The organism is Paenibacillus sp. FSL W8-0194, assembly GCF_037969745.1.
Lineage (GTDB): Bacteria > Bacillota > Bacilli > Paenibacillales > Paenibacillaceae > Paenibacillus_AQ > Paenibacillus_AQ cookii.
The window spans coordinates 4555634-4572674 of sequence record NZ_CP150205.1; the positions used below are offsets into that span (position 1 = coordinate 4555634).

Below are 17041 nucleotides of genomic sequence, written 5' to 3' on the forward strand. Positions count from 1 at the left end.
AGGATGATGTCGCTCAAAATTGGGAACGCATTTTCAATAGGCGAGAGCAGCTGCTGCGGTTACGGATCCTTCTTCCGATCGCTGTTGTCTTCAAAATTTCCTTTGGAAAGCTTCTAGGCGACCGCAGCACATGCGCTACTTTCGGCTCATTCCCGTTCTTACCCAATTTCGAGTAATTTGTATTTAAAAAATTTCGCGGTTTGCGATTTGCTCTTTCAGCATCGCCACCGCTTCGGCAAGCGGCTTCGCGCCCTGGTCGCCTTCCCCGCGTTTGCGGATGGAGACGGACCCTGCGTTCATTTCGTTTTCGCCGACGATGAACATGTAAGGGATTTTTTCCAGCTGTCCTTCGCGGATTTTGTAGCCCATTTTTTCGTTGCGAAGGTCGGCGTCAACCGTGATGCCGTTCAGCTGGAGCTGTTCGGCGACTTTCTTCGCATAGTCTTCGAAAGCGTTCGATACCGGAATGACTTTGACCTGCACCGGGGACAGCCACAAAGGCAGCGAACCGGCGAAGTTTTCGAGCAGGAAGGCCGTAAAGCGCTCCATCGTGCCCAAAATGCCGCGGTGGATGACGACCGGACGGTGTTTTTGCCCGTCATCGCCGACGTATTCCAGCTCGAAGCGTTCAGGCAGCAGGAAGTCGAGCTGTACGGTCGACAGCGTTTCTTCCTTGCCGAGCGCCGTGCGGATCTGCACGTCCAGCTTCGGTCCGTAGAAGGCCGCTTCCCCTTCCGCTTCGAAGAACGGAATGCCGGTTTCCTCGACGACCTCGCGCAGCATGCGCTGGGACATTTCCCACATTTCGTCGTTCGGGAAATATTTTTCGGTGTCTTCCGGATCGCGGTAAGACAGACGGAAACGGAAGTCCTTGATGCCGAAGTCTTCGTACACCTTCGTGATCAGCTGGATGACGCGCAGGAATTCTTCCTTGATTTGGTCCGGACGGCAGAAAATATGCGAGTCGTTCAGCGTCATGGCGCGCACGCGGTGCAGGCCGGTCAGGGCGCCGGACATTTCGTAGCGGTGCTGCATGCCCAGTTCGGCGATCCGGATCGGCAAGTCGCGGTAGCTGTGCATTTCGCTCTTGTAAACCATCATGTGGTGAGGGCAGTTCATCGGACGAAGGACAAGCTCCTCGTTATCGAGCTCCATTTTCGGGAACATGTCCTCCTGGTAATGCTCCCAGTGGCCGGATGTTTTGTACAGCTCGACGTTGCCGAGCACCGGCGTGTAAACGTGCTGGTAGCCCAGGCTTTCTTCCAAATCCACGATGTAACGTTCCAGCGTGCGGCGGAGTTTGGCGCCGCGAGGCAGCCACATCGGCAGGCCTTGTCCCACGAGCTGGGAGAAGGTGAAGATGCCGAGCTCCTTGCCTAGCTTGCGGTGGTCGCGTTTTTTCGCTTCTTCCAGCATGTGCAGATGCTCGTCCAGCTGGGCTTTTTTCGCGAATGCCGTGCCGTAAATCCGCTGCAGCATTTTGTTTTTGCTGTCTCCGCGCCAGTATGCGCCGGCCACGTTCATCAGCTTGAACACTTTGATTTTGCCCGTCGAAGGCAGATGCGGACCGCGGCAAAGGTCAAAAAACTCGCCCTGCTCGTAAATGGAGATGACGCTGTCTTCAGGCAGCGCATTGATCAGTTCCAGCTTGTAAGGGTCGCCGAGCTCGCCGAACATGTCCAGCGCTTCCTGGCGGCTGACCTCCTTGCGTACGATCGGCAGGTTTTCGCCGACGATGCGTTCCATTTCCTTTTCGATTTTTTGCAAATCCTCAGGGTTGAGCGGATGCTCAAGATCCATATCGTAATAAAATCCGCCTTCGATGACCGGTCCGACGCCAAGTTTTACCTCTTTGGCGCCAAACAGGCGTTTCGTCGCCTGAGCCATCAAGTGGGCCGTGCTGTGACGCATCACTTCCAGGCCTTCCGGCGAATCAAGCGTCACGATTTCGATTGTTGCGCCCTCTTTGAGCGGGGTGGACAAATCTACGACAATCCCGTCCATTTTGCCAGCTGCCGCATTTTTCTTCAGACCGCTGCTGATCGATGCGGCCACATCCTCGATCGTGCTTCCTTCCGCGTATTCCCGGACCGAACCGTCCGGCAGTTTGATACTTACTGACACCTTTCATTCCTCCTTCAAAATTCAACCAAAAGCATACAAAAAAACACCCATCCCTAAAAACATAGGGACGAGTGTCTGTACCCGTGGTTCCACCCAATTTTGATAACGCCCCAAAATCCGAATTTCCTAATGCGGAGCCGAAGCATTATCCTTCGTCAGCATCTGATAACGGAATGACCCGGCGGCCCATTACTTGCTTGCCCGAAAGGGAAAACGTTCCTGGCCGCAGCTACAAAGGGGTAGACGCATAAGCCGGATGCGTGAGGAATTTTCAGCCGCCGGTTCCTCTCTCTGCAACGCCCGTTTCTTAGGTCCATGTCTTTGTCGAAGCTTTTATCGAATTATGTGTGTTATTATAAGTCCCAAGCTTTTGACAGTCAAGTCAGATCTTCCCCGTCTCGCGGAAATACCCGTGGCAATCGGGGCAATATCTGCATATTTCCACCCGGTCTTCGAATATTTGCGTCAAGGTCCGGATCACCGCCATATGCGGCTCCCGGGTATGAATGACGATTTTGGCCGGGGACACGGAAATCAGCGTCGTCACGACCGCGTCTTCCATCTGCAGGTCCTTCTGATCCAGCCGCTCCACGACGACGCCTTCGTCATAGCGGTAATCCAGCGGCTTCAAATTTTCATCCAAAAGCAGCACGTCCTGGCCGCCTTTATGGATCAGATGAACCAACGGGACCTGCGGCTGCTGGAAGTACACGAAATATTTCAGCATGCCAACGAATTCCTCGTACTGACGGTCCATAATAAATTCGTCCACCGCGTATTCCACGATTTCCTTCAGTTCCTTCATGTAGCTATGAGCGCGAAAGGTCAGGAACCCGTCCACGTGCAGCAGCGGCCTTTCGCTCAGGCATTGTTGGATGCCCTGCTCCAGCATCGCGCAGCGGCGGTTCCACGATGCGCCGAACTCGGGATTTTTCTCCAGGATCATGCGGCAGTGTTTTAGGATTTGCTCATGCTCTTCCGGTTCGGGAAAGTCGAACTCCTCGTTCAATATTTTTTCCGCCAGCTCCCGCTCTTTCTCCTGCAAAATATACTCGGCAAGCGCTTTGGCCGCGGTCCCGTAAATCTGCTGCAGCACGTTGCCTTTGATAAAACGCGGATCGTCCTCGCGGCAGCGCCAGAAGGTCATCCCCTCATGGACCGAACAGCTGATGCTGAGCGTTTTGTACTTTTTATGTAAAGCCTGGTTCGCTTTCGTAATGATGCTGATGTAGCGCTCCTCTTCCTGCGGATCGGAGGTTCGGGCTGCAATGCTGAACAGTTCCATGGAGTTCACTCCTTTCAAAATCCTTCTTACAAAGTATATGTCTCTGCGGGGGGGATATACGGGAGGGATCGATGGAAAACAGGCTAACATTTCTCAGGCTGAACCCGACTTGCATCCGCTGGAAAAACCGGGCGGAATTCGAGTTTCCGGCTGCCAAATTCCGGGTGTTTCCGAAGCCAAAAAGGCTCCCTCCCCTGTCTGTCCGACAAAGGAAGAAGCCTCCTTGTTTCAATCGTTTTCGGATGTTTTTACAAACGTCCCGCCGCCTTCACTTTCACGAGCAATGCATTGCCCGGCATATATGCAAGCGGAATGTCCTCCGAAAGCACGATTTGCACCGTCGCCCGGTCGGCTCCGGCAAGCACCGCCTGCTCGATGGCATGGTTTTTGGCATCCGTCATCGCTTCGTCGTAGGTCATTTCATCGAGCGAGTAAATGCGTTCCGTCTCCCCGCTGACCTCGCCGAGCGCCGCGCCGATCGCATTCGCCGCATCGTAATGGTCCGGTCTGACGATCCGGGCGACGCCTTGGAGCTTGTCCGGGACAAGGATGCTTCCGCCTCCGACGAGAATGACGTCTACGTCCTCCGCGCTCGTTTTCATGCGGTCGATCGCGTCTTCGATGTCGCGCGTGATGATCTCATCCGCTTGACGGCAAACCGAAGCGTCGAGCCCCTCCGTCCGCGCGCCGGCCCACTCGTAACGGCCGAGCTTCACGGCCACGTCGGTTGCCGTCAGCGTATCGCCGCCAAAAATGCGGCCGCGTTTCAAAAGCTCGTACCCGACGCTGTCCGGTCCGACCGTGACGGTTTCGCCCGCGCCGCCGGCCCGTACGATCGTGCCGCCGCCGATGCCGATCGACAAAATGTCCGGCATGCGGAAGTTCGTGCGCACGCCGCCGATTTCGACCGCGGCCGACGATTGCCGCGGGAAACCTTGGGCCAGCACGCCGATATCCGTCGTCGTGCCGCCGATGTCGACGACAAGCGCGTTGCTCAGCCCGGACAGGTGCGCCGCGCCGCGGATCGAGTTCGTCGGTCCGCAGGCAATCGTCAGGATCGGGTAACGGAGCGCGTATTCGCTGCGCATGAGCGTGCCGTCGTTTTGGCAAATATACACGCCGGCGTCGATCCCGAAGCTTTGCAGCGCCTGCTCGAAGCCGCGCACGACGCCCGCGATCACGTTCAGCAGCGCCCCGTTCAGCAGCGACGCGTTTTCGCGTTCCAAAATGCCGATGCTGCCGATTTCATGCGAAAGCGTCACCGGCATGCCTTCGCCGAGAATCTCTTTCGCAAGCTCCGCGACCCGCTTCTCCTGCGACGCGTTGACCGGAGAAAATACGCCGCAGACGGCGACGGCTTCCACTTCGCCTTTCATTCGGGCCAGGTAATCCTTGATTTCGGCTTCGTCGAGTTCGACGATCGTGCGCCCGTCATATTCGTACCCGCCCCGTGCAACATAGGCATGCGGGCCCACCGCGGCCTTCAGCGTATCGTCCCAATCCGCCAGCGGAGGCACGGACGTCGTTGCCGGCGCGCCGATCCGGATCAGGCCGACTTTGCCCAGATGCTTCCGCTCGACGATGGCGTTGGTGCAATGGGTCGTACCCAGCATGGCGTACTGCACCCGGGCCGGATTCACGCCGCTTTCCGCGAGCAGGCGGCGGATCGACTCGACGATGCCTTCGTTGACGTCGCGCGTCGTGTGAACCTTGACCGTATGAATCGTGTCGAGCTTCGAATCGAGCAGCGCGGCGTCCGTATTCGTCCCGCCGACGTCGATCCCGATGCGGTATTTTTCTTCGTTGTTCATCATCGTCCAAGGCATTACAGATTTCCTCCTTTTCCGGCTGCCAGCTCTTCGATCGGAACATAGGGAATATCGTAGCCAAAGTATTTCGGCCCGACCGTCTCAAGCCCCTTCGGCGTCCGCCATCTCGGGTCGCAAGGGAAGCCGACCGCCGTCACCCTCGCGCCGTATTTCAGGTTTTCGGTCGTGATCGGCATTCCGGTGTCCTGGTCAAGCAGCGAAATCAGATCCGGCGTCACGGCCAAGGACCGTCCGTCCTCCGTCGCCAGAAGGAATTCGTTCTGGAAGAAGAGGCGCATCGTGCGTCCTTTTTCGGCATCGGTGCCTTCAAACACCGCTTCGCCCCGCGTAAAACCGCCTTCGGTCCGGCGCCGGATGTCCACGGCTTTGCCGTTGAACAAGGCGTAACCGTGAAGCTGCTTCAGCAAAGCTTCGATCGGGTTTTGCTTCTGCTCTTTGGATTCAAACAGCGTTTTCCCGATTTCATAGGCCAGCGTCAGCGTGTGCGGCACGGCGCTTTTTTTGACCTGTGCCCCCGACACGGGATAATCGCAGATCGAAGCCGAACCGCCCATCTGGATCGTCAGCGCGCGCGCCATCCGTTCCTCCCAAACGCCGTCGATCGCATGCATAAGCACGCCGTTGCCCCGTTCATCCGCCATCGTGATCGGGCTGCAGTCGATGCCGTCGAGGTAAAACGTCACCATCTGCGATTCCGGGAAAGCGCGCCCCATCGCATCGGCATCCAGAATCGGAATGCCTCGTTCCGCTGCCGCGATGACAGGCACCAGCGAATTGCCGCCTCCGACCTCGATCGGCATAACGGCGCTCACTTTGCGGCCAAGCTCCTTTTCGATCAAATCCAAAGGCCGCGTCATCTGCTCGATGGAAGGGATTTTTTCGTTCATGACGGTCGGCGCCCCAATCATCGAAAGCGGGACAACGAGACTATCGTCCTCCAGTTCTTCGGGTCTAACCAATCGAACCGGGCCGTATTTGCGGATGGCTTCCAACGCCATCAATTTCCCGATATGGGGATCCCCGCCCCCGCCCGTGCCAAGCACCGCCGCGCCGACGGCGATGTATTGCACGGCCTGTTCGTCCAATTCCGTCAAAGTATTCTGATCCGTATTGTTGTTAGCCATGATGTTATCCTTTCTGTTCTTCTTTTTTGCTCAGCAGTTTTCCGACGATCCACTGGACGATAAATGCGAATATGAAGGCGTCCAGCGCCGGAACGCGCGTCAGCTGGAACAACCCGAAGCCGTCCGGCGCCGGTGTCGTCATGTATGCAAACAGCGTTGCAACCACCCAGACGATCAACGAACGGATGATCCAGTTTTTGTTGCTGTCAATGCCTTCGAACGTAAACTTCGCACGGTTCACAAGCAGATACTCCGCGGTATACAGGCCGCCGATCGGCGACACGAAGCTCGTAATGACGTTCAGGAAAGACAAAAACTTGTCATAGATGCCGAACACCGCAAGCAGCGTGGCCAGAATGCCTGCGATGATGGTGATCAGCTTTTTCGGCACCCGCTGAAAGACGACGGAAAAGCCGAGGGAAGCGGAATACAAATTGTTCGTATTCGTCGTCCACTGCGCCAGCGTCAATACGATAATGGCAGGAAGGCCCAGCCCCAGCGCAATGAAAATATTCGTCAAATCGTCCGTGTCCATCAGCCGGGACAAAAAGATCGCAATGACCGTCATAAAGCTGTTCCCGACGAAAAAGCCGATAAAAGCCGCGGTTACCGCATGCATCGGCGTACGGGCCCAGCGCCCGATGTCCGGCGAAAGCACGGTGCCGACGATAAAAATCCCGATGACGAGCGAAATCGCGGTTCCCATCGGAATCGGCGAGGCGCTGATCGGCTCCCAGATGGCCGCGGTGCCTTTCGTTTTAAACGCGGTAAACACGGCAATCCCGATAAAAATAACGAGCAGCGGCACCGACCATACGCTTAATCTTTCGATGGAGCGGTAACCCCAAATCGCGGTCGACATCATCAGCAACCCGCCGATAAAAGAAAGCAATCCCAAAGGCAGGTCCACCCCCACAAGCTTATCGAAGGCCGTATGCATGTTCGAAGCAAAAAAACCGACCTGGACGCCAAACCAGCCGAGCGAAAAAATCCCCAGCACGATCGACACGATCCGCGCCCCGACGTTGCCGAACAAAAACCGGCTGATCATCGCCGTGGACAATCCCGTCTTCGCCCCGACAAAAGCGCACAAAGCGCCGATCAAGCCGAGAATGACGGAACCGATCACCGTCGCCGTCAGCGAATCGGACAGATTCATGCCATTGCCGAGCTCGGCTCCCAAAAACATGGCCGACAAGTCGATGCCGATCGCGATCCAAACCAGCGACATGGACAACCACTTTTTGCGCATATGCGCGGGAACGGGCTCCCTTTCAAAATCCTGCGCGCTTGCTTCATTGCTTTTCACTTGACTCGCTTCACTCAATGTACCCATCCCCTTGTCATGTAAATTCTGGTTGAGGTTTGTCCATCGCCTACGAGCGCACGCCGTTCCAAAACGTTTCAAAGACATGGTTCAGCTTGCGTTCATAAACTTCCTTGGAGGAGTAATAGAAATATTGAATGCTTAATCCGTCCATCACGTTCAAAAAAGAATCTACCAGCGGCTGCACCTTCTGCTCGCGAATGACGCCCTCTTCCATTCCCCGAACCATCCATGCGCCGACGAGCTTCGTCAGCAATTGGTCCGAATGGAGAAAAGCCTCCTCGATCGTATCTTTCAGAAACGAAGGCGGGAACACCATATACCGCAGCACGATTTTGCTTGCCTCGGGACACTCCCGGTAAAATTCGTATTGCCTGCTTAAAATCCCGTACAAGCTTTCCCGGACGCCTAACTTCTCCCGCCCTTCGGCCAGCTCCTGAACGTACGAATTGTATGCATCCATCGCCTCGCGAAAGACCGTCATGAACAAATCTTCCTTATTCTCGTAAAAGGCGTAAATCGCCGGCGTTTTCACGCCGACTTCCTTGGCGATTTCGGATAGTGCCGTGCCGTCGTACCCTTTTTCCCCGAATAAACGCATCGCGGCTTCCTTCAACTTATTTCTGGTCATGGATTACCTCAGCTCCGATTTAATTAACGTTAATTAAGTAAACTATACGAAAAGACGCATAAAAATACAATACTTTTTTTCGCAAAATTCGACATTCCCTCGTTTCCCTAAAAATAAAAAAATCCCGCTTCGCATTCGAAGCAGGATTTCGTATAAGGATTTTTCCCATTTTTACAATATCTTCATTATAGTATGGATTAGTTCTGCATGACAAAATCGCGTTCGATTTCGGTTCCTTCCTCAAACACGCGCAAAATGTCGTAACGGGTGTTCCGCTGCGCAGGAATTTTCCCCGCCTCGCGGATCAGCTGAAGGATCGAAGCGATATTCACTTTATGCACCGCGCCCGCCGAGGAAACGACGTTTTCCTCCATCATCGTGCTGCCGAAGTCGTTGCAGCCGTAGCTGAGCGACAATTTGCCCACTTCCGGGCCCATCGTGACCCAAGAGGATTGCAGATTCGGCACGTTGTCGAGCACCAGGCGGCCGATCGCCACCGTTTTCAGGTAGGCTTCAGGGGTTTCGCGCTCCCGCTTCAGGCTCGTATTGTCCGGCTGGAACGTAAACGGAATGAACGCAAGGAACCCTTTCGAATCATAGCCGTTCGCGATGCATTCGTCCTGCGCGTCGCGGATGCGCAGCATGTGCAGCGCCCGCTCTTCCATCGATTCGCCGAAGCCGATGACCATCGTGGCGGTCGTGTTCATGCCGATTTTGTGGGCCATCTGCATGACGTCCATCCAATCGCGCCAGGTGCCTTTATGGCGGCTGATTTTTTTGCGGATGCGGTCATCCAAAATCTCGGCTCCGCCGCCCGGCAGGGAATCGAGTCCGGCAGCTTTCAGCTCGCGCATGACCTCTTCGAGGGAAAGACCCGACACCTCCACCATTTTGCGGATTTCCGCCGGGGAGAACGAGTGCATCGTAATGTTCGGGAACCGCTGCTTGATGCCGCGGAGCAAATCCGTATAGTAGCTGAACGGCAAGTCCGGGTTCGTGCCGCCCTGCATCAGAATTTCGGTTCCGCCCACATCCTCGGTTTCCTTAATCTTTTGGAAGATGACTTCGTCCGGAAGAAGATAACCTTCTTTATGTCCCGGGACGCGGTAAAAGGCGCAAAACGTGCAGTATGTATCGCACACGTTCGTGTAGTTGACGTTCCGCCCAATCACAAACGTTGTGATCGGTTCCGGATGCTGTCTCTTCATCATGATATCGGCGGCGTGGCCGATTTTTTCGACTTCGTTGCTTTCAAACAGGGTAACGCTGTCCTCCAGGTTCAACCGTTCCCCGCGCAGCGCTTTGTCCAGGATCTGATCTACTGTGCTCATCTCCGGAAGCCTCCTTATCATATGGCAAAATATATATACGTTTAGCAGACTTATATCATTAAACCGTCTTCATCATCTTAACATACTTTTGGTTTGAGAAAAACTTCACTTTCTTGGATGACAGGCGGCATGTGAGGCAAAAACCGTGATTTTCAAGGATTTGGCATCGCCGCCGTCACAAAATGGTCACGAAATGGACATAAATTATCCCTGGCTCGCGATGAATCCGGCGATTTCGCTCACGGCAAACGGCAAAAAGGAAAACGCCGCGTCAAGCGGCGCTTTCCTTCCTTGTTAAGATCCTTGCAAAGCCTGATCCAAATCGGCGATCAAATCGTCGATATCCTCCAGGCCGACGGAGAAGCGCAGCAACCCGTCCGCAATCCCCCGCTCGTGCCGGACTTCGGCCGGCATGGCGGCATGGGACATCATGGCCGGATAGGACAAGATGCTTTCCACCGCTCCCAGGCTGACGGCGACAAGCGGAATGCGGACTTTGTTCAGCACCTGCTTGGCGCGTTCGCCCGAACCTACGTCGAACGAAACGACGGCTCCGTAACCCGTGGATTGCTTTTCATGAATTTCCCGCCCCGGATGATCGAGCAGTCCCGGATAATATACCTTCTCGATGTCCGGACGCCCGTTCAGCCATGCGGCCAACACGGCCGCGCTTTGCTCGCTGTGGTTCATCCGCGCCTGCAACGTTTTCATCCCGCGCATCAGCAGCCAGGAATCCTGCACGCCAAGCACCGTTCCGAGCCCGTTTTGCAGCTGCTTCAGCTGCCGGCCGATGGAAGGGGTGCGGGCAACGGCGAGACCGGCCAGCACGTCGCTGTGTCCGCCCAGAAATTTCGTCGCGCTGTGCAGCACGATATCGACGCCATGTTCGATCGGACGCTGGTAATACGGCGTCATGAACGTGTTGTCAAGCATCGTGAGCAGGTCATGTTCTTTCGCCCAGGACGTGACGGCCGCAATGTCGGTAATTTTCAGCGTCGGGTTCGACGGCGTTTCCATATATACCGCTTTGGTGTTCGGTTTTAATGCCGCCTTCACCTGATCCAGGTCGGTCATGTCCACAAACGTGCTTTCGATGCCGAGCCGGTTCAAAATGCTGGTCAGCAATCGGTATGTACCGCCGTACACGTCTTCGGTCACGATCATATGGTCGCCTGCGGACAGCATCATGAAGGTGCTGGAGATGGCAGCCATGCCGGAGGAATAAGCAAAACCTCTTACGCCGCCTTCCAAAAGCGCAATATAATCTTCAAGCGCCTGGCGCGTCGGATTGCCCGAACGGCTGTAGTCGTGAACCGGAGGGTTAAACACGTCCTCGTGGTGAAAGGTCGATGCCTGGTAGATCGGTACGCTGGACGCCCCGGTATTGCGATCGATTTCCGAGCCGAAATGAAGAAGTTTGGTCGCGAACTTCCGCGATTCTTGGCCGTTTTGCTCTTTGCCGTGCCGCTCACTCATGGCGTTTTCCCCCTTCGACTTCCTCAATGGCTGCGTTCAACGCGCCGCCGAGATCGGCGATCAAATCGTCGATATGCTCGATGCCGACGGAGAAGCGAAGCAGCCTGTCATCCACGCCGACCGCCTTCCGGATTTCTTCCGGGATGTCCGCATGGGTTTGCACGGCCGGATAGGTCATCAGCGACTCCACGCCGCCCAAGCTTTCGGCAAAAGCGATCAGCCGGATGTGGCGAAGAACCGGCTCCACGTAGCGGGCATCCTTGACCTTGAAGGAGAAAATGCCCGTGTTCCCGCTGGATTGTTTCTTTTGTATGTCATGTCCCGGATGCTCGGGGAACGCCGGATGGAACACTTCGGCCACGGCCGGATGCGTCTTCAGAAACTCGGCAACGGCGATCGCGTTGCTCTCGTGCCGCTCCATCCGGAGCGCCAGCGTCTTCATGCCCCTCATCAACTGGTACGAATCGCTTGCTCCAAGTACCGCTCCGATCGAGTTGTGCAGGAAAAACATTTCTTCCGACAGCTCTTTTCCTTTCGTGATGATCAGGCCGGCGAGCACGTCGTTATGTCCGCCCAAATATTTGGTCGCGCTGTGAATGACGATGTCTGCGCCAAGTTCGATCGGGCGCTGGAAAAACGGCGTCAGCAGCGTATTGTCCACGATGGTCAGCAGTTCATGGCGTTTCGCCCAAGCAGCCACCTTCTCGATGTCCGTAATCATCATCAGCGGATTGGTCGGCGTTTCGATGAAGACCGCCTTCGTTTCCGGGCGTCTCGATTTTTCGAGCTCATCCAGATCATTCGTATCGATGTACGACGCGCTGACCCCGAATTTCGAAAGGATCCGCTCCAGCAGCCGGTACGTTCCGCCGTACAAATCAAGCGATACGATCAAATGATCGCCCTGCTTGAACAGGGAAAAAATCGTTTGAAGGGCAGCCATGCCCGAGCTACACGCAAAAGCGGCGTCTCCGGACTCCAGTTCAGCGGCAGCTTCTTCAAGAACTTTGCGCGTCGGGCTTTTCGTCCGTGCGTAATCGAATCCCGTGCTTTGGCCGAGCTTCGGATGGCGAAACGCCGTGGCCTGGTAAATCGGAAAGTTTACGGCTCCCGTGGCCGGATCCTCCTGCGAACCGATTTGCGCCAATCGGCTTTCGATGTTTAGTGCTTTTCTTTTCTCCATGTCGGTTTCCCCCATAATCTCCTCAAGTATGCAGCCTAGATCTGCGGCCAAACTTCGGCGACCTCGCCGATGTCGTAGGGCGTTTCTTGATATACATAGTAATTCAGCCAATTAGAGAATAATAAGTTTGCATGGGCGCGCCAGATCGCCGGCGGGGTTTGGCTCGGGTCGTCATTCGGGTAATAATGCTTCGGAATGTCCATCTCCATGCCCTTGGCGATATCCCGTTCGTACTCCCACTTCAAGGAATAGGCGTCGTATTCGGAATGACCCGTGACGAAAATCTGTCTGCCGTCTTTCGTTGCCACCAAATAGATGCCCGCTTCCTCGGATTCGGACAAAATTTCGAGTTCGTCGATGCCTTCGATGTCTTCGCGGCGGACCTCCGTATGGCGGGAATGCGGTACATAAAACACTTCGTCGAAACCGCGAAGAAGCTTTACGTTTTGCCGGTTGACCGTATGCGGGAACACGCCGAAGCATTTTTTGGCCAAATCCCACTTCGGCACCCCGAAATGATGATACAGGCCGGCCTGCGAGGCCCAACAGATATGCAGCGTAGAGGTGACGTTCGTTTTGGACCAATCCATGATTTCCTCGAGCTCATCCCAATAGAACACGTCTTCGAAATCCAAACGTTCCACCGGCGCGCCGGTAATGATCATCCCGTCGAAACGGCGGTGGCGCACTTCGTCGAACGTCTTGTAAAATGCCTCCAAGTGTTCCACGGACGTATTTTTCGACGTGTGCGACTGCGGATGCAGCAGCGTAATTTCCACCTGCAGCGGGGAGTTGCCCAGCAGGCGGAGCAGCTGCGTTTCGGTCGTCTCTTTGGTCGGCATGATGTTCAGGATGGCGATGCGAAGCGGCCGAATGTCCTGATGGTACGCTCTGCTCTCATCCATGACGAAAATATTTTCTCCGTTTAGAATTTCTTTGGCCGGCAGGGCATCCGGAATTTTAATCGGCATGATTCAACACTCCTTTTTGAAGGTGGCGAAAATCATACGGGGGAGCAAGGTGCATATAAAACAAAAATGACCTTCCTGCATAGAGAAAGGTCATGTTCGTTATATTTTACGCCTCTCTCATCTGTCAGAAACCGCTGCGCAAAGCAGCTTCACGTTCCTGCAAGAATTAGCACCGTGCGCATTCGCGCCGGTTGCCGGGTTTCATTGGGCTAGTCCCTCCACCTGCTCTTGATAAGATTTCGCTGTATTCAGTTTTATTTGATCTTGTTCCTTACTTTAAATCATAATCCCATCCTTCGTCAAGAAGCTTTCGGGCAAATGCCGCAAGAGGAGCCCACACGTTTTTCCAGCCTTTGTCATACGCTGTAACAGGACGGCGCCAGGCGCGATTTTTTTCTTGAAAGGTCCATGGCCCGGCGTTATACTAGACAAGTGTTTGAACCTAAAACAAGAGGTGACATGAGATGGAAGGCGACCCGAGCCCGAAGCTGAATGCAAATGAACACAACCGCATAGAACTGAAATCGGCTTGCCGGCGCAGGGAAGTTTTCGCTTTTGTCTACCGCGGATTCCTCTTTTAATTCCCCGAAAAAAACGACCGGCAACGCTGATTTCTTTCCTATGCCCTAAACAAGCGTTTCCTGAACATGCGCCGCATGTCGGGATAAAGGAGTGAGATCAGATGAAAATCCGGTTGGTAAACGAGGGCGTTTTCAGCCCGATCGATGACATCCAAACCACGCTGACTGCCCCGCCTGCAGGATTCTATTGGATCGATGCGGACGTGGAAGATCTGGCGCTTTTGCAGCCTTTATTTTCCCTTCACGATCTGGCGGTGGAAGACTGCTTGAGCGAAGAGGAACAGCGCCCCAAACTCGAAATTTACGAAAACCATTATTTTATCGTCGTGAATTCCATCCGTTTCGATGACGAGGAAATTTTCCTGCGTGCGCTGAACGTCTTTTTGGGCCGCCATTTTATTATCACGGTGACCAAGCAAAAAATTCACGAGCTGCGCTCCCTGAAGCCGATTTTATGGGAGCAGGAAGTCAGCACCCCCGACCGCTTTTTGTATTTGCTGATCGACCTTGTCGTTGACAACTACTTCACCGTAGGCGACCGGATCGAAGCCAAAATCGAAAAGCTGGAAGAAGATATCCTGATGCACACGAAAAAATCGCACCTGAACGAAATCATCGGTTTGCGAAGCGAAATCCTGTGGCTGAAAAAGGTGCTGGGACCGCAAAAAGAACTGATCAATACGCTCAATAAACGGGATCTTCGGTTGATCGACGATCAGCTGCAAAAATATTTTAGCGATATTTATGAAAATGCCGTCAAAATTTCTGAAACCTTCGATACGTTCCGCGATCTGATGGGCAACCTTCGCGAAGCCTACCAGTCCAGCATCGCCAACCGCGCGAATGAAATCATGCGCGTGTTTACCGCCATCACGACCATATTCATGCCGCTCACGGTCATTACCGGAATCTATGGCATGAACTTCGACAACATGCCCGAAACGCATACGGCTTACGGATATTTTGTCGTGATCGGAATCATGGCCGTGCTCGCCGTCAGCATGCTGCTGATTTTCCGCAAGAAGGACTGGATCTGAAAGACGGTCGATTTAGAATAAGGACGAAGATTGGCTTAAGCTGCATTCCACGTGCACGTAAAGCATCTTCGTCCTTTTTGCTTCTTAAGCGGCATGGATAAGAAGCAGTGATCCGTGTTCATTCGCGGTACGGCCCGTCATCCCGGCATTGTCACCGCGCTCCGTGCCCCACACGTCCTTCTTCCGTTTATCGCCGCACCAAACGCCCGGAGCCCGCGACCTGCAGGTTATCCCGCATGCCGGCGGCTGCCCGTTTCCTTCCGGAACCGGATCCGGATCAAACGCAGGCGTTCATACCGGAGCTCCATCAGCGGTCCCGCCGCTGCTTCCTGACCGTATACGCGGTGCATGACCGGCTTCAGCAGCGTGTCCCCCAGCTCCTCGAAAGCCTTCCATACCTCTTCCTGCTCCGCTTCCGGCATTTCCTGCAGTTCCCCGGCGATCAGGCTTTCGGCGTCGTAACCTTCTTTCTCCAGCTGTTCCAGCGCTTCCACCAGCTCCCGTCTCGTCAAGCCGGTTTCCTGCTCCATTGCCTCAAGCCTTTTGCCGTTTTGGATGCCTTGGAGCAGCATTTGCTTGGTCCGGTATCGATCGAGATCCTGCTTATATTTCAGCTCCTTCTGCTTGTATACCCAAGCCTCGTAGGTCGCCTCGTCCAGCTCGTCCTGCACCCAATCCAGCGGGAAGCCGTGGCTGCGTTCACGCCCTGCTGTTATTTCCAGCAGCTCCGCGCCGTATTCCGCCGCCTTGTTGTCCCCGACGCCGGGCAGCTGCAGCAGCTCGTCCAAGGTCATCGGCACGAACGTGCCGATCAGCCGCAGCAGCCGGTTCGTTGCGATAAAATAGGGCGCTTTCCGCTCGGCCGCCGCTTTTTTGCGCCGCCAGGCGCACAGCTCGTTGTAAAGCTCCTCGTCGTAGTTCAGCTCGCTGTAGCAATACAGCTTTTGCGCGTTTTGGCTTTTTCCTTTTTGCTCCTCTTCGTCGTGAAAGATGCCGTCAATGACCGGACGGAAACCCTCGCCCAATTTCACGGCCAGACCGTGGCGGTATATATGGAGCATCTCATTCCAGGAACCGCCTTCATACCAGGTCTGTTCCGTTACGCTGCCGCCCCCTTCCACATCCCTCCAGCCAAGCTTCCAGACGCCTTCCCCCTCATCGATCCATACTTCGGCCCATTTTCCCCCTTGTTTGCTTTCCTTCACCATTCGGTTCATAAATACGGTCTGCATCTTACTACCTCCCTTTAGAATCAGCACAACAAAAAAAGCACCCCCTTGAAGTTCAAGAGAGGTGCTTCCCCGTTATTATGCTGTTATTCCAAATGATACCACATCATCGAAAATGGTCAATCCTTTTTGAAAAAACGGCGGCCTTGGTTCATCAAAGGCGCATGCCTGTCGGATTCCTGCAATGGCTTACTTATAATAAGACGTGGTCAGAGGAACGAACAAGGCTCCTTTGTTCTCCAGATCCGCATAAATGAACAGTTCGTTGACGCCGGAGATGTCGACGACGATCGTTTTCAAGCCGTCTTTTACGGCAAGCTTTTCGGTTTTCAGCTTGACGTCCTTCTCACTGTCTTGAATGAAAAAGTTGTCGATGTCTTCGCCCACGGCAGCCACCTGCAGGTACAACTTCTGGTATTTTCCTTTCGGGAACAGCATGAAGCTGCTGCTGCGTTTGCTGCCGGCATTATCGAAATACGCTTCCTTGTAATCCTTGCCCTGATATGTCGTTTGCGCCGGGTCCTTCGTATAATACATGCTTTCGAACCCTTTTGCGATCGATACGCCTTCCGACTTCTCCCCGAGCTCCACCGTGTGCGTTTCCGGGTTATACGATACGGCGATTCCCATCACGTCCCCGACGGCCCGAACCGGAAGATACGTCGTTCCGTTGTATGTAATCGGCAGCACCGCATTTCCTTTCTCGTCCCGAGGCTGGACGGGCGTTCCGTTGTATTTGAGCTGGATGCCGCTGTTCAAATACGCCTTGACCTCCTGAAGTTTGGCTCCGGCATAAACGCCTGAAGCCGCTGTTAGCAGCATTGCGGCCGCAGCCGTCGTCAGGATCCATTTCTTTTTCAAACTCTCCACTCCTTGCCATAAAATGAATTTCATAATCAATATATATGAACTA

At 54.6% G+C, this 17041-nt stretch carries 13 protein-coding genes and 1 riboswitch; of the genes, 1 reads left to right on the forward strand and 12 read right to left on the reverse strand.

The genetic code is table 11. From position 1 onward, the window contains the following. Positions 1 to 183: 183 nt before the first annotated feature. From thrS to metA, 10 genes are all read right to left on the reverse strand, one after another. Complete coding sequence (gene thrS / locus MKY58_RS20735; protein WP_212950533.1) at positions 184 to 2124, reverse strand: threonine--tRNA ligase; 1941 nt, start codon at positions 2122 to 2124, stop codon at positions 184 to 186. Between the two features lie 382 nt (positions 2125 to 2506). Next, complete coding sequence (locus MKY58_RS20740; RefSeq protein ID WP_339321909.1) at positions 2507 to 3409, reverse strand: putative sporulation protein YtxC; 903 nt, start codon at positions 3407 to 3409, stop codon at positions 2507 to 2509. 248 nt (positions 3410 to 3657) lie between these two features. After that, positions 3658 to 5235, reverse strand: coding sequence for a hydantoinase/oxoprolinase family protein (locus MKY58_RS20745; protein ID WP_339321910.1), 1578 nt, complete (start codon positions 5233 to 5235; stop codon positions 3658 to 3660). Continuing rightward, the gene (locus MKY58_RS20750; RefSeq protein ID WP_339321911.1) at positions 5235 to 6362 is read right to left on the reverse strand and encodes a DUF917 domain-containing protein; all 1128 of its coding nucleotides are present in this window, start codon (positions 6360 to 6362) and stop codon (positions 5235 to 5237) included. The genes MKY58_RS20745 and MKY58_RS20750 overlap by 1 nt, the downstream gene beginning before the upstream one ends. A 4-nt stretch (positions 6363 to 6366) precedes the next feature. Beyond that, complete coding sequence (locus MKY58_RS20755) at positions 6367 to 7689, reverse strand: cytosine permease (RefSeq protein WP_339321912.1); 1323 nt, start codon at positions 7687 to 7689, stop codon at positions 6367 to 6369. Positions 7690 to 7738: 49 nt separating this feature from the next. After that, positions 7739 to 8320 (reverse strand): TetR/AcrR family transcriptional regulator, encoded by a 582-nt coding sequence (locus tag MKY58_RS20760; protein ID WP_339321913.1) that lies wholly within the window; start codon positions 8318 to 8320, stop codon positions 7739 to 7741. Positions 8321 to 8517: 197 nt separating this feature from the next. Then, positions 8518 to 9651, reverse strand: coding sequence for a cyclic dehypoxanthinyl futalosine synthase (gene mqnC, locus MKY58_RS20765; RefSeq protein WP_339321914.1), 1134 nt, complete (start codon positions 9649 to 9651; stop codon positions 8518 to 8520). Positions 9652 to 9945: 294 nt separating this feature from the next. Continuing rightward, positions 9946 to 11127 carry an aminotransferase class I/II-fold pyridoxal phosphate-dependent enzyme gene (locus tag MKY58_RS20770; protein WP_339321915.1) on the reverse strand — a complete coding sequence of 394 codons (1182 nt, stop codon included), beginning with the start codon at positions 11125 to 11127 and terminating at the stop codon, positions 9946 to 9948. Then, complete coding sequence (locus tag MKY58_RS20775) at positions 11120 to 12310, reverse strand: aminotransferase class I/II-fold pyridoxal phosphate-dependent enzyme (protein ID WP_339321916.1); 1191 nt, start codon at positions 12308 to 12310, stop codon at positions 11120 to 11122. The genes MKY58_RS20770 and MKY58_RS20775 overlap by 8 nt, the downstream gene beginning before the upstream one ends. Positions 12311 to 12345: 35 nt before the next feature. Then, complete coding sequence (gene metA / locus MKY58_RS20780) at positions 12346 to 13281, reverse strand: homoserine O-succinyltransferase (RefSeq protein ID WP_036715519.1); 936 nt, start codon at positions 13279 to 13281, stop codon at positions 12346 to 12348. Between the two features lie 114 nt (positions 13282 to 13395). After that, positions 13396 to 13519: riboswitch (SAM riboswitch) on the reverse strand. Positions 13520 to 13963: 444 nt separating this feature from the next. Between metA and corA the strand changes: the two genes are divergently transcribed. After that, positions 13964 to 14899: a magnesium/cobalt transporter CorA gene (gene corA / locus MKY58_RS20785; RefSeq protein ID WP_036715518.1), complete on the forward strand. Its 936-nt coding sequence runs from the start codon at positions 13964 to 13966 to the stop codon at positions 14897 to 14899. A 227-nt stretch (positions 14900 to 15126) separates the two neighbouring features. On the opposite strand, the gene MKY58_RS20790 is transcribed toward corA, so the two are convergent. Beyond that, positions 15127 to 16131 carry an HRDC domain-containing protein gene (locus MKY58_RS20790; protein ID WP_339321917.1) on the reverse strand — a complete coding sequence of 335 codons (1005 nt, stop codon included), beginning with the start codon at positions 16129 to 16131 and terminating at the stop codon, positions 15127 to 15129. A gap of 186 nt (positions 16132 to 16317) precedes the next feature. Next, the gene (locus MKY58_RS20795) at positions 16318 to 16989 is read right to left on the reverse strand and encodes a stalk domain-containing protein (RefSeq protein WP_339321918.1); all 672 of its coding nucleotides are present in this window, start codon (positions 16987 to 16989) and stop codon (positions 16318 to 16320) included. Between the last annotated feature and the right edge of the window lie 52 nt (positions 16990 to 17041).